At 74.5% G+C, this 20,820-nt stretch carries 22 protein-coding genes; 11 read left to right on the forward strand and 11 right to left on the reverse strand.

The features are described from left to right. The first annotated feature begins 87 nt into the window (after positions 1 to 87). The 3 genes from AC5L34_RS00525 (at position 88) to AC5L34_RS00535 (ending at position 3,594) form a co-directional block, all read left to right on the forward strand. Positions 88 to 267 carry a DUF6104 family protein gene (locus AC5L34_RS00525; protein WP_088998590.1) on the forward strand — a complete coding sequence of 60 codons (180 nt, stop codon included), beginning with the start codon at positions 88 to 90 and terminating at the stop codon, positions 265 to 267. A 100-nt stretch (positions 268 to 367) separates the two neighbouring features. Further along, positions 368 to 2,440, forward strand: coding sequence for a phosphate acetyltransferase (pta, locus tag AC5L34_RS00530; RefSeq protein ID WP_494823628.1), 2,073 nt, complete (start codon positions 368 to 370; stop codon positions 2,438 to 2,440). Then, a complete protein-coding gene (locus tag AC5L34_RS00535) occupies positions 2,437 to 3,594 on the forward strand; it encodes an acetate/propionate family kinase (protein ID WP_441175696.1) in 1,158 nt (385 codons plus the stop codon). Before pta ends, AC5L34_RS00535 begins: the two co-directional genes overlap by 4 nt. 84 nt (positions 3,595 to 3,678) lie before the next feature. Here AC5L34_RS00535 and AC5L34_RS00540 read toward each other — a convergent pair whose 3' ends face one another. Then, positions 3,679 to 4,197, reverse strand: a complete 519-nt coding sequence (locus tag AC5L34_RS00540; RefSeq protein WP_441175695.1) for a hypothetical protein — start codon at positions 4,195 to 4,197, stop codon at positions 3,679 to 3,681. Positions 4,198 to 4,344: 147 nt separating this feature from the next. After that, a complete protein-coding gene (locus AC5L34_RS00545) occupies positions 4,345 to 4,515 on the reverse strand; it encodes a hypothetical protein (RefSeq protein ID WP_441175694.1) in 171 nt (56 codons plus the stop codon). Between the two features lie 188 nt (positions 4,516 to 4,703). On the opposite strand from AC5L34_RS00545, the gene AC5L34_RS00550 reads away from it, so the two are divergent. The 3 genes from AC5L34_RS00550 (at position 4,704) to AC5L34_RS00560 (ending at position 7,441) form a co-directional block, all read left to right on the forward strand. Beyond that, on the forward strand, positions 4,704 to 5,564 hold the full coding sequence (locus AC5L34_RS00550) for an alpha/beta hydrolase family protein (RefSeq protein ID WP_441175788.1): 861 nt from the start codon (positions 4,704 to 4,706) through the stop codon (positions 5,562 to 5,564). Positions 5,565 to 5,701: 137 nt separating this feature from the next. Beyond that, entirely contained in the window at positions 5,702 to 6,226 is a 525-nt protein-coding gene (locus AC5L34_RS00555; protein WP_441175693.1) for a nucleotidyltransferase domain-containing protein, read from the forward strand. 231 nt (positions 6,227 to 6,457) lie between these two features. Further along, entirely contained in the window at positions 6,458 to 7,441 is a 984-nt protein-coding gene (locus AC5L34_RS00560) for an alpha/beta hydrolase family protein (RefSeq protein ID WP_441175692.1), read from the forward strand. Positions 7,442 to 7,486: 45 nt separating this feature from the next. Here the strand turns inward: AC5L34_RS00560 and AC5L34_RS00565 are convergent, their stop codons facing one another. The 3 genes from AC5L34_RS00565 to AC5L34_RS00575 all read right to left on the reverse strand — a co-directional run bounded on the left by AC5L34_RS00565 (position 7,487) and on the right by AC5L34_RS00575 (position 10,207). Beyond that, positions 7,487 to 8,449 (reverse strand): zinc-binding dehydrogenase, encoded by a 963-nt coding sequence (locus AC5L34_RS00565; RefSeq protein WP_441175691.1) that lies wholly within the window; start codon positions 8,447 to 8,449, stop codon positions 7,487 to 7,489. Positions 8,450 to 8,540: 91 nt separating this feature from the next. Next, entirely contained in the window at positions 8,541 to 9,716 is a 1,176-nt protein-coding gene (locus AC5L34_RS00570) for an NAD(P)-dependent malic enzyme (RefSeq protein ID WP_250100463.1), read from the reverse strand. Positions 9,717 to 9,856: 140 nt separating this feature from the next. After that, entirely contained in the window at positions 9,857 to 10,207 is a 351-nt protein-coding gene (locus tag AC5L34_RS00575; RefSeq protein WP_441175690.1) for a S24 family peptidase, read from the reverse strand. An 86-nt stretch (positions 10,208 to 10,293) separates the two neighbouring features. Here AC5L34_RS00575 and sodN point away from each other — a divergent pair, with 86 nt between their 5' ends. Both sodN and AC5L34_RS00585 read left to right on the forward strand, forming a co-directional pair. Beyond that, positions 10,294 to 10,698 (forward strand): superoxide dismutase, Ni, encoded by a 405-nt coding sequence (gene sodN, locus AC5L34_RS00580; RefSeq protein ID WP_088998581.1) that lies wholly within the window; start codon positions 10,294 to 10,296, stop codon positions 10,696 to 10,698. A 205-nt stretch (positions 10,699 to 10,903) separates the two neighbouring features. Then, positions 10,904 to 11,311, forward strand: a complete 408-nt coding sequence (locus AC5L34_RS00585) for an ATP-binding protein (RefSeq protein ID WP_121400125.1) — start codon at positions 10,904 to 10,906, stop codon at positions 11,309 to 11,311. Between the two features lie 26 nt (positions 11,312 to 11,337). Here the strand turns inward: AC5L34_RS00585 and AC5L34_RS00590 are convergent, their stop codons facing one another. After that, positions 11,338 to 11,727, reverse strand: a complete 390-nt coding sequence (locus tag AC5L34_RS00590) for a hypothetical protein (RefSeq protein WP_357660393.1) — start codon at positions 11,725 to 11,727, stop codon at positions 11,338 to 11,340. A 43-nt stretch (positions 11,728 to 11,770) separates the two neighbouring features. Between AC5L34_RS00590 and AC5L34_RS00595 the strand changes: the two genes are divergently transcribed. Further along, positions 11,771 to 12,721: a diacylglycerol/lipid kinase family protein gene (locus AC5L34_RS00595; protein ID WP_088998580.1), complete on the forward strand. Its 951-nt coding sequence runs from the start codon at positions 11,771 to 11,773 to the stop codon at positions 12,719 to 12,721. A 449-nt stretch (positions 12,722 to 13,170) separates the two neighbouring features. Next, positions 13,171 to 13,428: a WhiB family transcriptional regulator gene (locus AC5L34_RS00600; protein ID WP_007072794.1), complete on the forward strand. Its 258-nt coding sequence runs from the start codon at positions 13,171 to 13,173 to the stop codon at positions 13,426 to 13,428. A 96-nt stretch (positions 13,429 to 13,524) separates the two neighbouring features. Here the strand turns inward: AC5L34_RS00600 and AC5L34_RS00605 are convergent, their stop codons facing one another. The 4 genes from AC5L34_RS00605 to AC5L34_RS00620 all read right to left on the reverse strand — a co-directional run bounded on the left by AC5L34_RS00605 (position 13,525) and on the right by AC5L34_RS00620 (position 17,135). Next, on the reverse strand, positions 13,525 to 14,289 hold the full coding sequence (locus AC5L34_RS00605; protein WP_441175787.1) for a sirohydrochlorin chelatase: 765 nt from the start codon (positions 14,287 to 14,289) through the stop codon (positions 13,525 to 13,527). A 95-nt stretch (positions 14,290 to 14,384) separates the two neighbouring features. Then, a complete protein-coding gene (locus tag AC5L34_RS00610; RefSeq protein ID WP_441175689.1) occupies positions 14,385 to 15,194 on the reverse strand; it encodes a phosphoadenylyl-sulfate reductase in 810 nt (269 codons plus the stop codon). Then, positions 15,191 to 15,349, reverse strand: a complete 159-nt coding sequence (locus AC5L34_RS00615) for an IS1 family transposase (RefSeq protein WP_121399684.1) — start codon at positions 15,347 to 15,349, stop codon at positions 15,191 to 15,193. Before AC5L34_RS00615 ends, AC5L34_RS00610 begins: the two co-directional genes overlap by 4 nt. Positions 15,350 to 15,419: 70 nt before the next feature. Continuing rightward, positions 15,420 to 17,135, reverse strand: coding sequence for a nitrite/sulfite reductase (locus AC5L34_RS00620; protein ID WP_101412619.1), 1,716 nt, complete (start codon positions 17,133 to 17,135; stop codon positions 15,420 to 15,422). A 458-nt stretch (positions 17,136 to 17,593) separates the two neighbouring features. Here AC5L34_RS00620 and AC5L34_RS00625 point away from each other — a divergent pair, with 458 nt between their 5' ends. Continuing rightward, positions 17,594 to 19,018, forward strand: a complete 1,425-nt coding sequence (locus AC5L34_RS00625; RefSeq protein WP_441175786.1) for a glycosyltransferase family 39 protein — start codon at positions 17,594 to 17,596, stop codon at positions 19,016 to 19,018. 134 nt (positions 19,019 to 19,152) lie between these two features. Here the strand turns inward: AC5L34_RS00625 and AC5L34_RS00630 are convergent, their stop codons facing one another. After that, a complete protein-coding gene (locus tag AC5L34_RS00630) occupies positions 19,153 to 20,802 on the reverse strand; it encodes a histidine kinase N-terminal domain-containing protein (RefSeq protein ID WP_494823629.1) in 1,650 nt (549 codons plus the stop codon). Positions 20,803 to 20,820 lie beyond the last annotated feature (18 nt).

Below are 20,820 nucleotides of genomic sequence, written 5' to 3' on the forward strand. Positions count from 1 at the left end.
GCCCCGCTCGCCGTCCCGCCTCCCGCCGCCGGCAGGCCCCGGCGGCACCACGGCCCGCACAGCAAGCGACGAAGAGGAACCGACAGCATGTACTTCACCGACCGCGGTATCGAGGAACTGGTCGAGCGCCGGGGCGAAGAGCAGGTCAGCATGGAGTGGCTCGGCGAGCGCCTGCGCGACTTCGTCGACCTGAACCCGGAGTTCGAGACCCCGATCGAGCGCTTCGCCACCTGGCTGGCCCGCCTCGACGACCCCGACGACGAGTAGCCCCTGCCTGGACTGCGCCGGGCGCCGCGACAACTTCATGATCGACGAAAGGGGGCGAAGGACCCGAGCCGGGAATCCGAAGATCTTCTAGGGTGGGTGGGTGGCGCGGAGTGTGTACCTGACCAGCGTGGGATCCGGCGGCGGGAAGTCGACCGTCGCTCTCGGGCTCGCGGAACTGTTGTCCCGGCAGGTCGAGCGGATCGGCGCGTTCCGGCCGCTCGTACGCGGGCAGGGCCCCGATCCGATCCTCGCCCTGCTCAGTGACCGCTACCGGATCGAGCTGCCGCTGACCGAGCTGAGCGGCACCAGCTACGCCGAGGCGACGGCCCTCGTCGCCGACGGGCGCCGCGAGGAGCTCATCAGCGGCATCGTCGAGCGCTACCGGGAGGTCGAACGGCGCTGCCCCGCCGTGGTCGTGGTGGGCAGCGACTTCGCCGACGGCGGCGACGGCGCCGGCCCCCGCGAGCTGGCCTTCAACGCCCGGCTGGCCACCGAGTTCGGCAGCGTGGTGGTGCCCGTCATCGACGGCTTCGAGCAGGAGCCGGCGGCGATCGCGGCCGCCGCGCGCGGGGCGTACCACGATCTGGAGGACCTCGGGGCGACGGTGCTGGCGGTGATCGCCAACCGGGTCCCCGGCCCGATGACGCTGCCCGAGCTGCCCGTCCCCACGTACGCCATCCCGGAGGTGCCGACCGTGTCGGCGCCGACGGTGGCCGAGGTGGCGGCGGCGCTCGGCGCCACCCTGCTCGCCGGCGACGACGACGCGCTCAGCCGCGACGTGCTCGACTACGTGGTCGGGGCGGCGCACGTGCCGACCCTGCTGGATCACCTGACCGAGGGCGCCCTGGTCATCACCCCCGGCGACCGGGCCGACCTGCTCGTGGCGGCGAGCGCCGCGCACGTGGCCGGGCAGGTCTCCGTCTCGGGGCTGGTGCTGACCCTCGGCGAGCGGCCGGACCCGCGCGCGATGCGGCTGGTCGAGGGGCTCAACACGGGGCTCGCGGTGCTCTCCGTGCCCAGCGACAGCTACGACACGGTCGCCGCGTCCAGCCGGATCGAGGGGCGGCCCAGCGCCGCCAACCCGCGCAAGGTCGAGGCCGCGCTCGGCGCGTTCGAGCGCTGCGTGGACACCGACGACCTCGCCCGCCGGCTGCGGGTCAGCCGCTCCGAGCGGGTCACCCCGCTGATGTTCGAGTACGACCTGATCGACCGCGCCCGGACCCGGCGCCGGCACCTCGTGCTGCCCGAGGGGGCGGAGGAGCGGATCCTGCGGGCGACGGAGATCCTGCTGCGCCGGGGCGTCGCCGACATCACCCTGCTCGGCCGCCCCGACGACATCGCCCGGCGCACCCGCGAGCTGGGCATCGACATCACCGGCGCGCAGGTGGTCGACCCCGTCGCCAGCGAGTGGCGCGACGAGTTCGCCGCCACGTACGCCAAGCTGCGCGCGCACCGGGGCATGACCCTCGACCTGGCCCACGACGTCGTCGCCCAGCCCAACTACTTCGGCACGCTGATGGTGCAGACGGGGCACGCCGACGGGATGGTCTCCGGCGCGACCCACACCACCGCCGCCACCATCCGCCCCGCGTTCGAGATCATCCGTAACGTGCCGGGCGTCTCGGTGGCCTCCAGCGTCTTCTTCATGCTGCTCGCCGACCGGGTGCTGGTCTACGGCGACTGCGCGGTCAACCCCGACCCGGACGCCGCCCAGCTCGCCGACATCGCCATCTCCTCGGCGGACACCGCCGCCCGGTTCGGCATCGAACCACGGGTCGCGATGCTGTCCTACTCCACCGGCAGCTCCGGGGCGGGCGCCGACGTCGAGAAGGTCGCGGCGGCCACCAAGCTCGTCCGGGAACGCCGGCCCGACCTGCTCGTCGAGGGGCCCATCCAGTACGACGCCGCCATCGACCCGGCGGTCGCGGCGACGAAGCTGCCCGGCAGCGAGGTCGCCGGCCGGGCCACGGTCTTCATCTTCCCGGACCTGAACACGGGCAACAACACGTACAAGGCGGTGCAACGCTCCGCCGGGGCGGTGGCCGTCGGACCGGTCATGCAGGGCCTGCGACGGCCGGTGAACGACCTGTCCAGAGGCGCCACCGTGCCGGACATCGTGAACACCGTGGCGATCACCGCCATCCAGGCCGCAGCCACCGAGGAGTCGTCATGACCGTTTCCGTCGACGGTGCCCCCGCTCCACAGGAGACCGGCCGGGTCCTCGTGCTCAACTGCGGATCGTCGTCGGTGAAGTACCGGCTCTTCGACGGCGACCGGGTGGTCGACAAGGGCACCGTGGAGCGGGTCGGCGAGGCCGGTGGCGGCCCGGCCGACCACGAGACGGCCGTCCGGGCCATCCTCGACGGGCTGGACCTGAGCGGGCTCGCCGCCGTCGGGCACCGGGTGGTGCACGGCGGGAAGCGGTTCGGCGAGCCGGTGCTCGTCGACGACGCGGTGCTGACCGCGATCCGCGACCTGATCCCGCTCGCGCCGCTGCACAACCCCGCCAACCTGACCGGCATCGAGGTCACCCGGGCGGCGCTGCCGCAGGTGCCGCAGGTCGCCGTCTTCGACACCGCGTTCCACCACACCCTGCCCGAGGCCGCCGCGACCTACGCGATCGAGCGGGACACCGCCGAGCGGTACGGCATCCGGCGCTACGGCTTCCACGGCACCTCGCACGCGTACGTGTCGCGACGCACCGCCGAACTGCTCGGCCGCCCGTACGCCGAGGTGAACACGATCACCCTGCACCTCGGCAACGGCGCGAGCGCCTGCGCGGTGGCCGGCGGCCGAAGCGTGGCCACCTCGATGGGCATGTCCCCCCTGGAGGGCCTGGTCATGGGCACCCGCAGCGGCGACCTCGACCCGACCGTGATCTTCCACCTGCGCCGGGAGGGCGGGCTCTCCGTCGACGAGATCGACGACCTGCTCAACCACCGCAGCGGCCTGCTCGGGCTGACCGGCGCCAACGACATGCGCGAGGTGCTCACGCGCCGGGCGGACGGCGACCCGGCGGCGACGCTCGCCTTCGACGTCTACTGCCGGCGGATCACCGGCTACGTCGGCGCGTACTACGCCCTGCTCGGCCGGGTGGACGCGGTCACCTTCACCGCCGGCGTCGGCGAGCACGCCGCGCCGGTACGCGCCGCCGCCCTGGCCGGCCTGGAGCGGCTCGGCATCGCGGTGGACCCGGAACGCAACGCCGGCAGCGGCGACCGGGTCGTCTCGCCGGAGGGCGCCGAGGTGACCGTCTGCGTCGTCGGCACGGACGAGGAGCGCGAGATCGCCCTCCAGACCCGCGCGGTGGTCGCCGCGGCCGGCTGACCACCGGTCGTGGTGACGACGGCGCCAGTTGGGGCCCGGAGCGCCGCTGGGCCTCAGACCGACCCTGGCAGGGCGCCGGGCGGCTCAGCGGCGGCCCCTGGCGCGACGCCGGGCGGATCGGGTGCGCCGGACCCGGTCGCGTCCCGGCCCTCGGGGCGGTGGTGCGGGTGTGGGCCGGTCGAACATCCCCGTCGGGACGAGGGCCGCGAAGACGAACGCCCCGCCCGCCGTGGCGACCAGCAGCCCGAACGGAATGCCGCCCCAGGAGTTCAGGAAGAAGACCGAGTCGTCGGTGTTGCCGTTGGCGGCGACGAACTCACCGGGGCGCTCCGGGTCGACCCAGAGCGTCATCACCTCGGGCGGATCGCGCAGGCAGCCACCGGCCGAGCCGCAGAGGATGCGCTCGCTGTGCCGGACGCCCTCGTAGTCGTACCAGACCTGGACGGTGTCGGTGCCGCCGCCGCGTCCGACGGTGTCGCGCCGGTCGGTCACGGTCGCCCGTACCGGGACGCCGTCCGCCCGTAGCCGCTCCGCCTTGGTGTGCAGGTGCCACTTGTACGCACCGGTGGCCACCGCGTACGCCAGCCCCGCGAGTAGCAACACCAGGCCGAGGGCGGCGCTGCCCCGACGGATGCCGCGAAGACCGGAGCGGAGCCGCCGCCACCGCCCCGGGGCGCGCGCCGGACGCCGCGTGCCGGACGGCGTCGCGGAGGTGCCCGGCCCCGGGCCACCTGGTGGCTCCAACGCCGGTCAGCTCAGCGCGAGCCAGGCGAGCAGGGCGACCAGCACGACCGCGACCGCCGCCGCGCCGACGAGCAGCGGCGTCCGGGACGAGCCGGCCGGCGCCTCGGGCTCGGCGGTGTGGGCGTAGGCGCGGAACGCCTCGGTGTTGCCGCTCGGGTCGGTGCGGTTCTCAGACATGGCGGTGACCCTAGCCAAGCCGGTTCCGGGCCGCCGTCCCCGGCACGCGTACCGGGGTCAGGTCGAGCCGGCCGGTGGAGACGATCCGCCCGGGTGGCGGGGGCGTCCGGTCCGGACGGCGGGACCGCTGCGGGCCGCCGGGCACCTACCGTGAAGCCGTGGGGATCAAGCGGCTGGTCGCCGTACTGATGACGACGCTGCTGGCCGGTTGCGCCCCGGCGGCCACCGCCGCGCCGGGCGCACCGCCGCAGCCGCGCCCGGCGCCCGTGGCGGCCTACGCCGTCGGCGTACGCACCTTCACCGTCGATCCGGCCTCGGCGCGTCCCCTGCCGGTGACCGTCTGGTACCCGGCAGATCGCGGCGCGGTGGCCGCCGGCCGCTTCCCCGTGGTGGTCTACAGCCACGGGCTGCACAGCCTGCCCGAGCTGCACGCCGGGCTGACCACGCGCTGGGCCGCCGCCGGGTTCGTGGTGGCCGCCCCGGCCTACCCGCACACCCGGCGCGGCGCGGTCCGGTTCAGCCGCGCCGACGTACGCCATCAGCCGGCCGACGGTTGGCGGCTGATCCGGCACCTGGTGCGGCTCGACGCCCGGGCCGGGGACCCGCTCGCCGGACACCTCGACGTCGCCCGGATCGCCGCCGCCGGCCACTCGGCGGGAGGCTTCACCACCGCCGGCATGTTCACCTCCGGGCGCTCGGGGCGGCTACGCGCCGGCATCGTGATCGCCGGCGGCGGGATGGCCGGCAGCTTCGCCGGGCCGGCGGCCCCGCTGCTCTTCGTGCACGGTACGGCGGACCGGATCGTGCCGGTGACCGTCGGCCGCGCCGCGTACCACCGCACCACCGGCCCGTCCACCTTCCTGAGCCTGCTCGGGCAGGGCCACGGCGAATACCTGAGCCCGGGCCTGCCGGGCTTCGACCAGGTTGTCGCCACCACCACCGACTTCCTCCGCTGGACGCTCTACGGTGACGAGGCAGCCGGCCGCCGCCTTCCCGCCGACGCCCGCTCCCCCGGCGTGACGGCGTACGAGACCCGCCTCGCCCGCTGATCCCGCCCGTGCCGGCGCGGGAGCCGGACATGCCGGCTGCCGGCAGCGCCCCGCTCCCGCCCGCGCCACCGGCCACCGGCAGGATGAGCAGACAAAGGCGCGTGCGCGGGAGGAACCGTCCCGGCTACGGTGCCGCCGTGGACGATCTCGCGAGGCGGCAACTGGACGGCATCGCGGAACTGGCCGGGCTCGCGGCGGCGGCCGGCATCGAGGTGTGGCTACGCGGCGGCTGGGCCATGGACTTCCACCTGGGCGAGGTCACCAGGGCGCACGTCGACGTCGACTGGTACTGCTGGCGCGCGGACGCCGACCGGCTGGCCGGCCTGCTGCGCGGGCGCGGCTGGCGGCCCGACCCCCGGATGCCCGTCGACGTGCAGCTCGACCTCGTCCGCGCAGATGTCGAGATGAGCGTCGCCTACCTGGCCCAGGACGCCACGGGGCGGGTGGTGGTGGGTGCCGGCCCGTGGGCGGGCACCGCCCTGCCGGACGGGATGCTGACCGGTCCGCCCGGCCGCATCGGCCCGCTGGCCGTCCCGATGATCTCGGTGGCCGCGCAGATCGAGTTCAAGGAGATGTTCCCCGTCCGGATGCCGGACCGGCCCCGGCGAGGCAAGGACGCCGCCGACCTGACCCGCCTCCGCGCCACCGACCGCCACCCATGACCGGCTAGCGCTACCGGTGATCAGGACGTCATGTACCGAAAACGGGCCGGGATACGTCCGTGCCGTCCTGATCACCGGGGCGTCACGGGGTGGAGGCGGGTACTCCGGGTGCTTCGGGCTGCAAGCGGGCGCTACGGAGTGCAGGGCCGGGGTGGCGGGCGTTGTGGTGTGGCGAGGGTCGGGTGGCGATCGTCGGGGGGCGGGGGTGGAGGCCGAGGCACAATCGTTTCCATGCCGCGTCGTGTCACCCCCGCCCTGCTCGCCTCCGCACTGTTCACCGCCGGTCTGGTCGGCTGCTCCGACGACGCCGGGCCGGCTCCGCGGGAGGCGGCTCCGCAGGTGACGGCCCCGGCGCCGCCCTCGCAGGCGGTCGCCGCCACCCCGCAGGTGCCCGTCGGCACCGCGCCCGGGAAGGCCTTCGCCGTCGGCGTACGCCAGTTGAAGCTGAACCGCGACGGAAAGCGGCCGCTGCCGGTGACCGTCTGGTATCCGGCGGCCGGGAAGCCCGGCGGGCAGCCGGAGGGGTCGGCGGACGCCGCCACGGGAAAGTTCCCCGTGGTGATGTTCAGCCACGGGTTGAGCGCCCGGCCGGCCGACTACAAGACGCTGCTGACCCGGTGGGCGGCGGCCGGGTTCGTGGTGGCCGCGCCGACGTTCCCGCACACCGCCCGGGGCGGCGACGGCAACGTGCTCGACGTGCTCAACCAGCCGGCCGACGTGTCGTACGTGCTGACCCAGGTGCTCGCCCTCGACGGCAGGTCCGGCGACCCGCTGCGTGGCCGGCTCGCCACGGACCGGGTGGCGGCGGCCGGGCACTCGGCCGGCGGGGTGACCACGATCGGCCTCTTCACGACCGGCCGGGACGAGCGGCTGGACGCCGGGGTGGTCTTCGCCGGCACGGCGCTCGGCGTGGGCACCGCCTTCGCGGGCGCCGCCGCCCCGCAGCTCTTCGTGCACGGTGAGGCCGACGAGGTGGTCGAGTACGCCGCCGGCAAGGCCGTCTACGACAAGGTGCCCTGGCCGAAGGCGATGCTGAGCCTGCCGAAGGGCGACCACGGCCGGGCGCTGCTCAGCGACGGGGCCGCGCTGCGGGTGGTCGCCGACACCACGGTCGAGTTCCTGCGCTGGTCGCTCTACGGCGACCAGGCCGCCAAGGGCCGCATCCCGACCGACGCCGCCCGCGACGACGTCGCCACCCTGGACAACCACCTCTGAGCCACCGGTGGCCTGCCCCGCTCGGGCCGGCCACCGGTGCGTGCGTCAGGCGGTGTGGTCGACGACGACCTTGCCGAAGACGTCGCCGGAGTGCAGGCGCGCGAAGGCGTCGGCGACCTCGCTGAACGGGACGACGGTGTCCACCACCGGACGTACGCCGCGCTCGGCGCAGAATGCGAGCAGGGCGGCCAGCTCGTCCGGGGTGCCCATCGAGGTGCCCAGGATCTCCAGCTGCATCGCGAAGACACGGCGCAGGTTGACCTTGGGCTCGTGCCCGCTGGTGGCGCCGGAGACCACGATCCGGGCCATCGGCGCGGCGGACTTCAGGGAGTGGTCGAAGGTCGCCGCCCCGACCGTCTCGATGACGACGTCGACCCGCTCCGGCAGCCGGGCGCCGGGCTCGACGGCGGTGGCGCCCAGCTCGGCGATCCGTGCCCGCTTGGCGGCGTCGCGGCTGGTCGCGTACACCCGCTTGCCCATCGCGACGGCCAGCGCGACGGCCGCGGTGGCCACGCCCCCGCCGGCGCCCTGCACGAGCACGGCGTCGGCCTCGTCGACCCGGCCCCTGGTGGTCAGCATCCGCCACGCGGTCAGCCAGGCCGTCGGCAGGCAGGCCGCGTCCGCCGCCGCCAGGCCCGCCGGCAGGGCCAGCAGGTTCGACCGGGGTACGGCGACCCGCTCGGCCAGCGTGCCGGGGAAGTGCTCGGAGAGGATGGAGACGCCGCGCGGGTCCCCCGGGGTCGGGATCACCGGATAGACGACGACCTCGTTGCCGTCCGGGTCCACCCCGACGGCGTCGCAGCCGAGGATCATCGGCAGCTGCTCCGCGCGCAGCCCGACCCCCCGCAGGGACCAGAGGTCGTGGTGGTTGAGGGAGCTGGCCCGCACCTGCACGGTCACCCAGTCGTCGGCCGGGTGGGTCGGCTCGGGCTGCTCGCCGATGGTGAGCGCGGCGAGCGGGTTGGCGTCGTCGAAGCGGGAGGCGAAGGCGGCACGCATGATCGGCACGGTAACAAGCCGAGCCGCCGACAAGAAGGGCACCGACGCGCGGAGGGGCCCTTTCCCGTCGTCGGGCGACGGGAAAGGGCCCCTCCCACGGTCAGCGGGTGACGCCGTCGCGGCGGGCGGCCTCGGCCACCGCCTCGGCCACCGCGGGGGCGACCCGGGGGTCGAGCGGGGACGGCACGATCGCCTCGGCGGTGAGCGACTCGGCCACCACGCCGGCGATGGCGTCGGCGGCGGCGACCTTCATGCCCTCGGTGATCCGGGTGGCGCGGGCGTCCAGCGCGCCCCGGAACACGCCCGGGAAGGCCAGCACGTTGTTGATCTGGTTGGGGTAGTCGCTGCGGCCGGTGGCGACGACCGCGACGTGCCGGGCGGCCACCTCGGGGTGCACCTCGGGCGTCGGGTTGGCCAGCGCGAAGACGATGCCCCCGGGGGCCATGCCGGCGATCGCCGCCTCCGGGATCTGCCCGCCCGAGACGCCGATGAGCACGTCGGCGCCGCGCAGCGCCTCGGTGACGTCACCCTCGCGACCGCCAGCGTTCGTGCTCGCGGCCAGCTCGGCCTTGCTGCCGGTCAACTCGGACCGGTGCCGACCGATGATGCCCTTGGAGTCGCAGACCACCACCTGGTCGGGGTTCACGCCGCCGGCGACGAGCATCTTGGTCACCGCGACCCCGGCCGCGCCGGCGCCGCTGACCGTCACCCGCAGGTCGCCGAGCTTGCGGTCGAGCAGCGCCGCGGCGTTGCGCAGGGCGGCGAGCACGACGATCGCGGTGCCGTGCTGGTCGTCGTGGAAGACCGGGATGTCCAGCGCCTCGTCGAGGCGGCGCTCCACCTCGAAGCAGCGCGGGGCGCTGATGTCCTCCAGGTTGATCCCGCCGAACGACGGGGCCAGCGCGCGCACCACGGCCACGATCTCGTCCACGTCCTGGGTGTCCAGGCAGACCGGTACCGCGTCGACCCCGGCGAACTGCTTGAACAGCACCGCCTTGCCCTCCATCACCGGCAGCGACGCGCGCGGGCCGATGTTGCCCAGCCCGAGTACGGCCGAGCCGTCGGTGACGACCGCGACGGTGTGCGACGCCCACGTGTAGTCGTCGGCGAGCGTCGGGTCGGCGGCGATCGCCTCGCAGACCCGGGCCACACCCGGGGTGTACGCGAGGGAGAGGTCCTCCCGGCTGGTCAGCGGGACGGTCGAGGCGACGGCCATCTTGCCACCCCGGTGCAGCCGGAAGACGGGATCAGCGGGGTCCACGGGGGACGATGACATGGTGACTCCATGATCTGTCGAGCAGACGGAGCGGCCGGCGCGGACGCGAGGTGAGGCGCCGAGCGGCGGCACGCGGTGCGGGGGTCACCCGGGCACGCCCCGAGCATAGTGTCGCCACCGTCACACCGATGTGAGCGGGGTCATATCCGACGGGGGCGCACCCGGGCGGGGCGGGGCCAGTAGCGGGCCACCACGCGACCCCGCACGTCGGCCACCCCGTACGCCCGGGAATCGTCGGCGATCAGGTCGTTGTCGCCGCGCAACCACCAGCCGCCGTCCTGGGCGCGTACCGCGCGCTTGACCACGAGCAGGTCGGGGCGGCTGCGGAAGACGGCGACCACGACGTCGCCGGGGCGCACCGCCCGGCCACCGGGGCGGACCAGCACCGCGTCGCCGTGCCGCAGCGTGGGCGACATGGACGGACCGGTCACCAGGACGGCGGTCAGCGGCCACCGCAACCGGGGACCCACCGTCGGGTAATCGGTCCCCATCGGTTTCCCCTCCACCCGGCCTCCCCGGAGCGCGTCCAGGAGTAATGTCGTCTTGGATCATCGCAAACTTCCCATGGAGGATCCTGATGCGACTTCCGCGCATCCTTACGCCCCGCGTGACCGCCAGCGCCCACTGCGACCTGCCCTGCGGCGTCTACGACCCGGCCCAGGCCCGGATCGAGGCCGAGTCGGTGAAGGCGATCTGCGAGAAGTACCAGGCCAACACCGACCCCGAGTTCCGCACCCGCGCCATCCTGATCAAGGAGCAGCGCGCCGACCTGGTGAAGCACCACCTGTGGGTGCTCTGGACCGACTACTTCAAGCCGGCCCACTTCGAGAAGTACCCGCACCTGCACCAGCTGTTCAACGAGGCCACCAAGCTCGCCGGCGCCGCCGGCGCGAAGGGCGGCACCGACCCGTCCAAGGCCGACGAGCTGCTCCAGAAGATCGACGAGATCTCCAAGATCTTCTGGGAGACCAAGCAGGCGTGACCCTCACCGGTCCGCCGACGATCCGGCCGGCACGTCCCCAGGGCGTGCCGGCCGTCGTCGTCATGGCGCACGGATCGACCAGGCACGAACCGACCCCGACCGGCTCGGCGGGGGCGCGCTGACGGGTCCCCCCGGGCGGGAACGTGGCGGTCCCCACACGTCCGGGCGACCGAGCGGGTAGAGTCCCCGACCGGGGGGATGAGTGGTGACTCAACTGACCGGGCAGCCGACGACCGACGACGACGTCGTGCACCTCACCGTGCCCGCGGACGGGGGCTACCTCGGGGTGCTACGTACCGCCACCGCGGGGCTCGCGGCGCGGCTCCAGTTCGCCCTCGACGAGATCGAGGACCTGCGGATCGCCGTCGACGAGGCGTGCGCGATGCTGCTCGCCATCGCCACCCGCGACGCGGAGCTCGACTGCCGCTTCGCGGTCACCGACGACGCGCTCACCGTGGAGGTGACCGTGCCGACCGTGCGTGGCGCCACGCTCCCCGCCGAGTCGTCGTTCGCCTGGAAGGTGCTCACCGCGCTGACCACGTCCGCGGCCGCGACGGCCGCCGACGGCCGGGCCACCATCTCGCTGCTCACCCGGCGCGCCTCCGGCTACTGACACCTCGACCCGGCGCCAGCCGGGCGTCACCCGAAGCCGAGGGCCCGGGTGGTGGGGGTGCTGACCAGCAGTGCGGTCACGCCGAGGCCGAGCGCGATCAGCGGTACGCCGAGCCACCCCATGCCGCCCTGGATCATGAACCACCCGATCGGCAGCAGCATCAACTGGAGCACGATCGCCGGGGCCCGGGCTCCCGCCCGCCGGCGGGTCAGCGCGCCGCCCAGCGCCCAGAGGGCCGCCGCCGCGCCGATGGCGAACGCGGTCACCAGCAACGCCGACGTGAGGTCGGTGGTGGTGGCGGTGAGGTCGGCCCAGAGCAGCCATGCGGCGACCAGTCCCACGGCGACCGCCTCGGCCCGCAGCAACCGGACCGCCCAGCGGAGGGTGACGGGGATCGGGTCGGAGTCGATGGTCACGCGCGCCACGATACCCGTGGTGGCGCGCGGTACAGTGCCGCCCATGCGGGCCGTCCTGGTGGTCAATCCGAAGGCCACCACCACCAGCGAGCGCAGCCGGGACGTCCTGGTCCGGGCACTGCGCAGCGAAGTCGACCTCTCCGTGCGCTACACCCGACGGCGGGGCCACGCGACCGACCTGGCGCGCGAGGCGGCCGAGGAGGGCGTCGACGTCGTCGTCACGCTCGGTGGCGACGGGACGGTCAACGAGGTCGTCAACGGGTTGATGACGGCGCAGCCGCCGACCCTGCCGAACGGGGCCACGCCGGCCGAGCGGCTGCCCGCCCTGGCGACCGTGCCGGGGGGCTCCACGAACGTCTTCGCGCGGGCGCTGGGCCTGCCCCGGGACTGGCCGGACGGGACCAGCATGATCCTGGAGGGCCTGCGGCTGGGCCGGTACCGGACGATCGGGCTCGGCCGGGCCGACGACCGCTACTTCACCTTCTGCGCGGGCTTCGGCGTCGACGCGGCCGTCATCCACCGCGTGGAGCAGGCCCGCCGGCGGGGCCGGGTCTCGACGCCCGCCCTCTACTTCCGGTCCACCGTGGCCCAGTACTTCCTCAACTCCGACCGCCGTCATCCGGCGATCAGTCTGGAGCGCCCGGGCGAGCCGGCGGAGGGCGAGCTGGCGACGGTCATCATCCAGAACACCGCGCCGTGGACCTATCTGGGCGACCGCGAGGTGAATCCGAACCCGGAGGCGTCGTTCGATCTGGGCCTGGACGTGCTGGCGTTGCGTCAGCTGCGGGTGGCCAGTACGACACGGACGGTGACGCAGTTCTTCTCCCGGACGCCGGATCCGCACGGTCGCCAGGTGCTGCGGTTGCACGATGTCGCCGAGTTCACCCTGGTCTCGGCCCGTCCGCAGGCGTTCCAGCTCGACGGCGACTACCTTGGCGAGCGGGAGAAAGTCAGATTCACATCCATTCCCGCCGCACTGAGAGTAATCTGCTAGGTCTCGGGTACTGCCCTGGGTCGACGCGGTCGCGCCACCGGTCGATGCGACGGCCGCCACACCGAGGGGCAGGTGCCGGAAATGTCAGCAATGTCACGCGGACTGTACTATATTGATCCTCGACAGTGGTACGCCGGGTAACCAGGAAGGCGCTGGAATCCGGACAAAGGGGTTGTGGGCTTGCTCACCGCCCGGAGTTTTTCCGAGCGTCACCCTTGACATCCCCGATGTTCGTGAAAGTATTCACAAGCGAACTTGAGTTACCGGGACATTGCCTGGATACGCTCGTCAGGTTGAGCTGTTCCAGCAGGTCCGCGGGGCCGACACAGCCTGCTCACGCATTGCCGAATAGGCAGACGCGAACCGTCACCATCGGCGCTGCGGATGCAAATAGGAAAAGCAACAGAAGCAATATCTGCCACCCACCCAGAATGAGGAGTGTTGCCGCCATGGACTGGCGTCACCATGCTGTCTGCCGCGACGAGGACCCGGAGCTGTTCTTCCCGATCGGGACGTCCGGACCGGCTCTCCTGCAGGTCGAGCAGGCCAAGGCCGTCTGCCGGCGCTGCTCCGTGACCGACCAGTGCCTGCAGTGGGCGCTGGAGTCCGGTCAGGACGCCGGCGTCTGGGGCGGGATGAGCGAGGAGGAACGGCGGGCTGTCAAGCGCCGCGGTGGCCTCCGGGTGCTGCGCGCTCACTCCGCCTGATCCCCACGCACCAGCGATACGCCCCGGTCGGGTACGCCCGCCGGGGCGTATCGCTGTCCGCATGTCCTGCCGGTACCCGCCGGGGACAGTCGACGATCATGAGCGGGGCGTGAGTCCCGCCACCCTGCCGAGGGCGTCCACCCGCCGCAGGACCAGGTCGGCCAACTCCGGCGCGTCGGTCAGCGGGGCGGACACGGCCACGGCCCCCGCGCCCCGCGCCGACGCGGCGACGGCGTCGTGGAACAGGCCCGGAGCCAGGAAGTACGCCGACACGGCCACCCGCCGGGCACCCCGGTCCCGCAGCCGGGCCACCGCCGCGGCGACCTCCGGCGGGGCCGCCGAGGCGTACGACACACGGGTCGGCACCCCGAGTCCGGCGGCGAGGGCGGCGGCCACCCGACCCACCGACCCGCGCGCCCGGGCGTCCCTGGTGCCGGCCGCCGCCAGCACCAGCGCGTCGAACCGCCCGGGTTCCGCCTCAGCCAGCCGTCGGCGCAGCCCCGCCAGCAGACCGGCGTCCACCTCCCCGTCGGCGGGACCGAGCACGTCGGTCACCCGTACCGCGATCGGCGGTCCCGCCTCCCGGGCGGCCGCGACGGCCGCCGGGACGTCCACCCGCCGGTGGTACGCCGCGGTGAGCAGCAGCGGCACCAGCACGGCCCGGGGGTGCCCGGCGGCGGCCAGGTCCCGCAGCACCGTCGCCGGCCCCGGCTCGGTGTGGTCCAGCCAGCTCGCCAGCACCGGCGTGCCCGGACGGACGGCCGACACGGCCCGGGCCAGCGCCCGGGTCGCCTCGGCGGCCCTCGGGTCCCGGCTGCCGTGGGCGACCAGCACCACCGGGTCGGCCGCCCCCGCCCGCAAGGCCGGCCCGGGCGCCCCCGGCAGCAGGCGCGGACCCGACGGCACGCACAACCCGGGCGTGCCCGGCGGCACGGGAGGGACCGGGGTGGGCCCGGTCAGACGTGCAGTCCGCACTCGGTCTTCTCGAACATGGCCCAACGGCCGGCCCGGGGGTCCTCCCCCGCCTTCGTGCGGCGGGTGCAGGGCCAGCAGCCGATCGAGCCGTAGCCCTGCCGGAACAGCTCGTTGACGGGCACGTTCCACCGGGCGACGTAGGCGTCCACGTCGGCCTGCCGCCACGCCGCGATCGGGTTGACCTTGACCTTGCCCCGGCGGGCGTCGAAGGTCACCACCGGCGTGTTCGCCCTGGTCGGCGACTCGTCCCGGCGGAGCCCGGCGGCCCAGGCGTCGTAGCCGGCGAGCGCCCGCTCCAGCGGCTCCACCTTGCGCAGCTGGCAGCAGTCGTCCGGCGCCTTGTTGAACAGGCGCGGGCCGTACTGGCCGTCCTGCTGGCCCACGGTCAGCCTCGGCCGGATCGAGCGCACGTTCACCGGCAGCGTCCGGGCCACCTCGTCGCGGACCCGGAGCGTCTCCGGGAAGTGCAGGCCGGTGTCGAGGAAGACCACGTCCACGCCCGGGGCGACCCGGGAGACCAGGTGCGCCAGCACCGCGTCGGCCATGGAACTGGTGACGCAGAACCGGTCGCCGAACGTCTCGGCCGCCCAGCGGGCGATCTCCAGCGCGGGGGCACCCTCCAGCTCCCGGCCGGCCTCCTCGGCCAGCGCCCGCAGCTCGTCCGGGCCACGCCGGGCCGGGTCGGTCGGGCCGGGTCGGGCCTTGTCGGGCGGCGCGGGAGCACCGGGGCCCACCAGGTTCAGGCCCGTCGCGGAGACGAGGCCGGGCCGCTCGCCCGGACGCGCGCTCACCGGGCCACCGCCCTGCCGAGCAGGCCGGTGAACTTCACCGTGAACACCCGGGCACACGCGTGGCACTCCCAGGCGCCGTGGCCGGCCTCGCTCGGCCGCAGGTCCTCCTCGCCGCAGTACGGGCAGTACAGCGGCGCGGAACGGGTCTCGCTCATCGCGTCACCTCGCTTCGCTCGGCGCCGCGACGAGGCTCCACGGCACCGCTGATTCGCTCGCCACGCTCGCTCATCGGAGTTCCTCCTCGTCGACCCTGATCACCCAGTTGGCGAACGTCTCGCCCGCCTCCCGGCCCGCCAGGTAACGCCGGGCCAGCCGCTCCACGTACGCCGGAAGCTCCTCGGCGGTGGTCTTCAGACCGCGCAGCTTGCGGCCGAACCCGGCCGTCTGCCCCTCGGCCATGCCGAGCCCGCCGCCGAGGTGGACCTGGAAGCCCTCCACCTGCCGGCCGTCCGGCCCGACCACGAGCTGGCCCTTGAGGCCGATGTCGGCGACCTGCGTGCGGGCGCAGGCGTTGGGGCAGCCGTTGAGGTGGATGGAGATGTCGGCGTCGAAGTCGCGCAGCCGCTCCTCCAGCCGGGCCACCAGCTCCTCGCCGCGCGCCTTGGTCTCGACGATGGCCAGCTTGCAGTACTCGATGCCCGTGCAGGCCATGGTGCCGCGCCGCCAGGCCGACGGCCGCGCCTCCAGACCGATGCCGCGCAGCTCGCGCACCAGCGAGTCGGTCCGCTCCGGCGCCACGTCCAGCACCAGCAGCTTCTGGTACGGGGTGAGCCGCACCCGCCCGCTGCCGTGCGCCTCGACGACGTCGGCCAGGCGGGCGAGCTGCCCGCCGGAGACCCGGCCCACCACCGGGGCGGCGCCCACCCAGTGGCGGCCGTCGCGCTGCGGGTGCACCCCGATGTGGTCCACCGGCCGGTCGGGCAGCTGCGGGGCCGGGCCGTCGAGCAGGGCGCGGCCCAGGTACTCCTTCTCCAGCACCTCGCGGAACTTCTCCACGCCCCAGTCGGCGACCAGGAACTTCAGCCGGGCGCGGTTGCGCAGCCGGCGGTAGCCGTAGTCGCGGAAGATGCCGACCACGCCCGCCCAGACGTCCGGCACCTCGTCCAGCGGCACCCAGACGCCGAGCCGCTGCGCCAGCATCGGGTTCGTGGACAGGCCGCCGCCGACCCAGACGTCGAAGCCCGGCCCGTGGTCCGGGTGGTCCACCCCGAGGAAGGAGATGTCGTTCGCCTCGTACGGGGTGTCGACCAGCCAGGAGATGGAGGTCTTGAACTTGCGCGGCAGGTTGGAGTACGCCTTGTCGCCCACGTACCGGCGGACGATCTCGTCGACGGCCGGCGTCGGGTCGACCAGCTCGTCGCGGGCCACCCCGGCGACCGGGCTGCCCAGCACCACCCGGGGGCAGTCGCCGCACGCCTCGGTGGTCTGGAGGCCGACGGACTCCAGCCGGCGCCAGATCTCCGGCATGTCCTCGACCCGGATCCAGTGGTACTGGATGTTCTGCCGGTCGGTGATGTCGGCCGTGTCCCGGGCGAACTCGCGGGAGATGTCCGCGACCACCCGCAGCTGCGCCAGGTTGAGCTCGCCCCCGTCGACCCGCACGCGGAGCATGAAGAACTCGTCCTCCAGCTCGTGCGGTTCCAGCACGGCGGTACGGCCACCGTCGATGCCCGCCTTGCGCTGGGTGTAGAGGCCCCACCAGCGGAACCGGCCGCGCAGGTCCTGCGGGTCGATCGAGGCGAACCCGTGGTGGGCGTAGATGTTCTCGATCCGCGCCCGTACGTTCAGCGGGTCGTCGTCCTTCTTGATCCGCTCGTTGGGGTTGAGCGGCTCGCGGTGACCGAGCGCCCACTGCCCCTCCCCCCGGGGCCGGCGGGGGGTCCGGGCCGGTCGGGGAGACGTCGGGTCCCCGGCCCGGGCCGGAATGCTGCTGACCGCCATGGCGGCGTCCTCCGTTGTCTGCGGTGCCTCTGGGACACGCAAGGCGCGCGGCCGACCCGTCGGAACGGGCTGGCGACAACGGTGTCGGGACAGCCGGCGCGAGGCGCGCCCGAGACAGATTGGTCGGGCGTCGTCAGTGGGCCGGACAGATCGCGCTGCGCACGCGGCCGTAGTCGACGTGGCGGCGGGCCACGAGACGGCGGACGACAGCGGCGGTCATGAAAGTCATGCTGCCACACCCGGTGGGGGCCAGCCAACGAACGCGTGCGGGATCCCACATCACGGGCCAGCGCGGAAACGCCGCCCGCCGCAGGCGGGCGCCGCGCGGGACGCTGCCACCGGGCACGGGCGCCCGATCGCCGGATCGGCGCACGGGAGGTCCGGATTGTGTGACGCTGCGGTACGTGACCGGTTCCGCTGACCCGCCCGGCGAGCGCGTCCCGCCGGTGCGCGAGGTGGTGGGCGGGCCGGATCGTGCGCTCCGGCTGGTCTGGATCGCGCCGAGCCTGGTCACGCTGGCCGTCGTACTGACCGGGATCGACCACGCGCAGCCGTGGCGCGACGAGTTGGCCACCTGGAGCGCGGCGACCCGGTCGCCCGCCGACCTCGTCCGGCTCGCCGGCACCATCGACGCCGCCACCAGCCCCTACTACCTGTTCATGCACGCCTGGGTCGCCGTCTTCGGCGACTCGGTGACCGCGCTGCGGCTGCCCGCCGCACTGGCCATGGCCGCCACGGCCGGGCTGACGGCGGTCCTCGGGCAGCGGCTGGTCGGCACCCGGGCCGGGCTGCTCGCCGGGCTGCTCCTCGCGGTGCTCCCGGGCACCTCGCGGTACGGCCAGGAGGCCCGCCCGTACGCGCTGGCCACCCTCCTGGCCGTGCTGGCCACCCTGCTGCTGGTCGAGGCGACGGCCCGGCCGGGGTGGCCGCGCTGGGCCGGGTACGCCGCCGCCGTGGCCGCGCTCGGGCTCACCCACCTGGTGGCGCTCACGCTGCTCGCCGCGCACGCGGTGGCCGTGTTCGCCACCCGCCGTACGGGGCCGCCGAGCCGCCCGCTGCGCTGGGTCCTCGCCCTGCTGCCGACCGTACTGCTGGTGGCGCCGCTGGTGCTGCTCGCCAGGGCACAGCGGGCCCGGCAACTCGGCTGGGTGGACACCGCCCGGCCCGACGACCTCGCCGCGCTCGCGGGCGGGGTGACGCAGAGCGGCGTGGTGGGCGGGGTGCTGGTGGGCCTCGCGGCGCTCGGCGCGGCCACGCTCGGCCGGCGCGCGCTGCTGCCCGGGCTCTCCGTACTGCTGCCCGTGCTGCTGCTCTTCGCCGCCGGGCTGGCCGTACCGCTCTGGGTGCCCCGCTACCTCGTCTTCGTGGTGCCCTTCGGCTGCCTGCTCGCCGGGGCGGCGCTGGCTGCGGTGCCGCTGCCGCCCGCGCTGGCCGTCGTCGCCCTGACCGGGCTGCTCGGGCTGCCCGACCAGGCGGCGCTGCGGCGTACGCACGAGTGGCCGCGCAGCGCGACGGTGGACTACCGGGGCGCGGCCCGGATCGTCGCCGACGGCCAACGGCCGGGCGACGCGGTCGTCTTCTCCCCCCGCCGGAGCTGGTTCTTCCTCGACCTGGGTCTGGCGTACCACCTCGGCGACCGGCGGCCCCGCGACGTGCTGGTCACCGAGGACCAGGCCCGCCGGGGCGACCTGTGGGCCGCCGAGTGCGCCCGCCCGGCCGAGTGCCTGGCCGGCACGCGACGGGTCTGGCTGGTGGTGACCGGCCGCCGCGACGACCCGCTGGCCGCCGTCGCGGGCGCCAAGGGCGACGCGCTGCGCGCCGGGTTCACCGTCGAACGGGTCTGGCCCCGCCCGGGCGTGACCGTCGCCCTCCTGACCCGCTGACCCCGCCGAGCACGAGGGCGGCGACCCTGCCCCGTCGCCGCCCGCCGGGCGCTCCGGCCGGCCCGGGCGGCGGCCGCCCGACGCCCGGGCCGGCCCGGCTCCGCGGGCTCGATCGTCCGACGGTGGGCCGGTGGTCAGCCGGCGGAGCGGCTCTCGTTGCGGGCCAGCGGGACGACGAGCGTCGCCTCGGTGCCGCCCTTCGCGCCGTCGCGCAGCTCGATGGTGCCGCGCAGCTCGCCGGTGACCAGCGCCCGGACGATCTGCAACCCGAGGTTGCCGCCCCGCTCGGCGTCGAAGTCGGGCGGCAGCCCGCGCCCGTTGTCGGTGACCGAGACGTGCAGCATCTTGCGGAACCGGTGCGCCGACACCACGACCTCCGGCGCGACCGGACCGGCCCCCTCCGATCCCGCCGGACCGACCGCCTCCGGTCCCGTCAGCCCAGCCCCGTCCGGTCCCGCCGGGGCGGAAGCCGCCGATCCCGCCAGGCCGGAGCTTGCGGGGCCCGTCGGGTCGGTGGGCTCGGCGGGCGGTGGAAAGCCGTGCTCGACGGCGTTGAGCAGCAGTTCGTTGAGCACCATCACCAGCGACGTGGCGACCTCGGCGGGCAGCACGCCGAAGCTGCCCTCGCGCCGCATGCCGACCGTCGCCTCGGTCGCGGCCACCTCCGTCGCGGCGCTGGCCACCCGGTCCACGATGCCGTCGAACTCGACCGCCTCGTCGCTGGACATGGAGAGGGTCTCGTGCACCAGCGCGATGGAGGCGACCCGGCGTACCGACTCCTCCAGGGCGATCCGGGCCTCCGGCATGGAGACCCGGCGGGCCTGGAGCCGCAGCAGGGCGGCGACGGTCTGGAGGTTGTTCTTCACCCGGTGGTGGATCTCCCGGATGGTGGCGTCCTTGGTGATCAGGGCGCGGTCGCGGCGACGTACCTCGGTGATGTCGCGGACCAGCACCAGCGCGCCGATCGGCACCCCGGCGGGCATCAGCGGCAGTGCCCGGGTGAGCATGGTCGCGCCGCGTGCGTCGATCTCCCGGCGGGGCGGCGCCTCGCCGCGCAGCGCGGCGAGGATCCCGTTCGCCGCGTCCGTGCCCTCCAGCGGGTCACTCGCCAGCCGACGGTGCAGCGCCGCCAGGTCCTCGCCCACCAGGTGGGAGGCGTAGCCCAGCCGCCGGTACGCCGACTGCGCGTTCGGGCTGGCGTAGGTGACCTTGCCCCCGGCGTCGAGCCGGACCAGCCCGTCGCCGACGCGCGGGGCCGAGGTGGTCTCCCCCGGATGCCGCGGCGGCGGGAAGGTGCCGTCGGCGATCATCTGGGCCAGGTCGTCGGCCGTCGTGAGGTAGTTCAGCTCCAGCTGGCTGGGCGTACGCGCGGTGGAGAGGTTCGTGTCCCGCCCCACCACGGCGATCACCTCGCCGGCCTCGCCGTCGGTGGTGCGCAGCCGCACCGGGATCGCCTCGTGCCGGGCCGGCACGTCGCCGTACCAGACCGGGTCGCCCTCCCGCCAGATCCGGCCCTGCCGGTGGGCCACCTCCAGGTGCGCCACCTCGGGTCCGCCGACGATCCGCCCCACCTGGTCGTCCAGGTACGCGGTGGGTGCTGTCGTCGGGCGGACCTGGGCGACGCAGAGGAAGGCCCCGTCACCGTCCACGGGCACCCAGAGCAGTAGGTCGGCGAAGGACAGATCGGACAGCAACTGCCAGTCGCCGGCGATCCGGTGCAGGTGGTCGATGTCGGCCGGACGGAGGCGGGTGTGCTCCTCGGCGAGGTCGCGCAGCGTGGACACGTCGACCAGCGTGCCACG

The organism is Micromonospora sp. ZG13, from assembly GCF_059359355.1.

Excerpts from the sequence above, each read along its gene's own strand:
- AC5L34_RS00525 (WP_088998590.1), top strand. The coding sequence starts at position 88 with ATGTACTTCACCGACCGCGGTATCGAGGAACTGGTCGAGCGCCGGGGC.
- AC5L34_RS00535 (WP_441175696.1), top strand. The coding sequence starts at position 2,437 with ATGACCGTTTCCGTCGACGGTGCCCCCGCTCCACAGGAGACCGGCCGG.
- AC5L34_RS00545 (WP_441175694.1), bottom strand. The coding sequence starts at position 4,515 with ATGTCTGAGAACCGCACCGACCCGAGCGGCAACACCGAGGCGTTCCGC.
- AC5L34_RS00550 (WP_441175788.1), top strand. The coding sequence starts at position 4,704 with ATGACGACGCTGCTGGCCGGTTGCGCCCCGGCGGCCACCGCCGCGCCG.
- AC5L34_RS00560 (WP_441175692.1), top strand. The coding sequence starts at position 6,458 with ATGCCGCGTCGTGTCACCCCCGCCCTGCTCGCCTCCGCACTGTTCACC.
- AC5L34_RS00570 (WP_250100463.1), bottom strand. The coding sequence starts at position 9,716 with ATGTCATCGTCCCCCGTGGACCCCGCTGATCCCGTCTTCCGGCTGCAC.
- AC5L34_RS00575 (WP_441175690.1), bottom strand. The coding sequence starts at position 10,207 with ATGGGGACCGATTACCCGACGGTGGGTCCCCGGTTGCGGTGGCCGCTG.
- sodN (WP_088998581.1), top strand. The coding sequence starts at position 10,294 with ATGCGACTTCCGCGCATCCTTACGCCCCGCGTGACCGCCAGCGCCCAC.
- AC5L34_RS00595 (WP_088998580.1), top strand. The coding sequence starts at position 11,771 with ATGCGGGCCGTCCTGGTGGTCAATCCGAAGGCCACCACCACCAGCGAG.
- AC5L34_RS00600 (WP_007072794.1), top strand. The coding sequence starts at position 13,171 with ATGGACTGGCGTCACCATGCTGTCTGCCGCGACGAGGACCCGGAGCTG.
- AC5L34_RS00615 (WP_121399684.1), bottom strand. The coding sequence starts at position 15,349 with ATGAGCGAGACCCGTTCCGCGCCGCTGTACTGCCCGTACTGCGGCGAG.
- AC5L34_RS00620 (WP_101412619.1), bottom strand. The coding sequence starts at position 17,135 with ATGGCGGTCAGCAGCATTCCGGCCCGGGCCGGGGACCCGACGTCTCCC.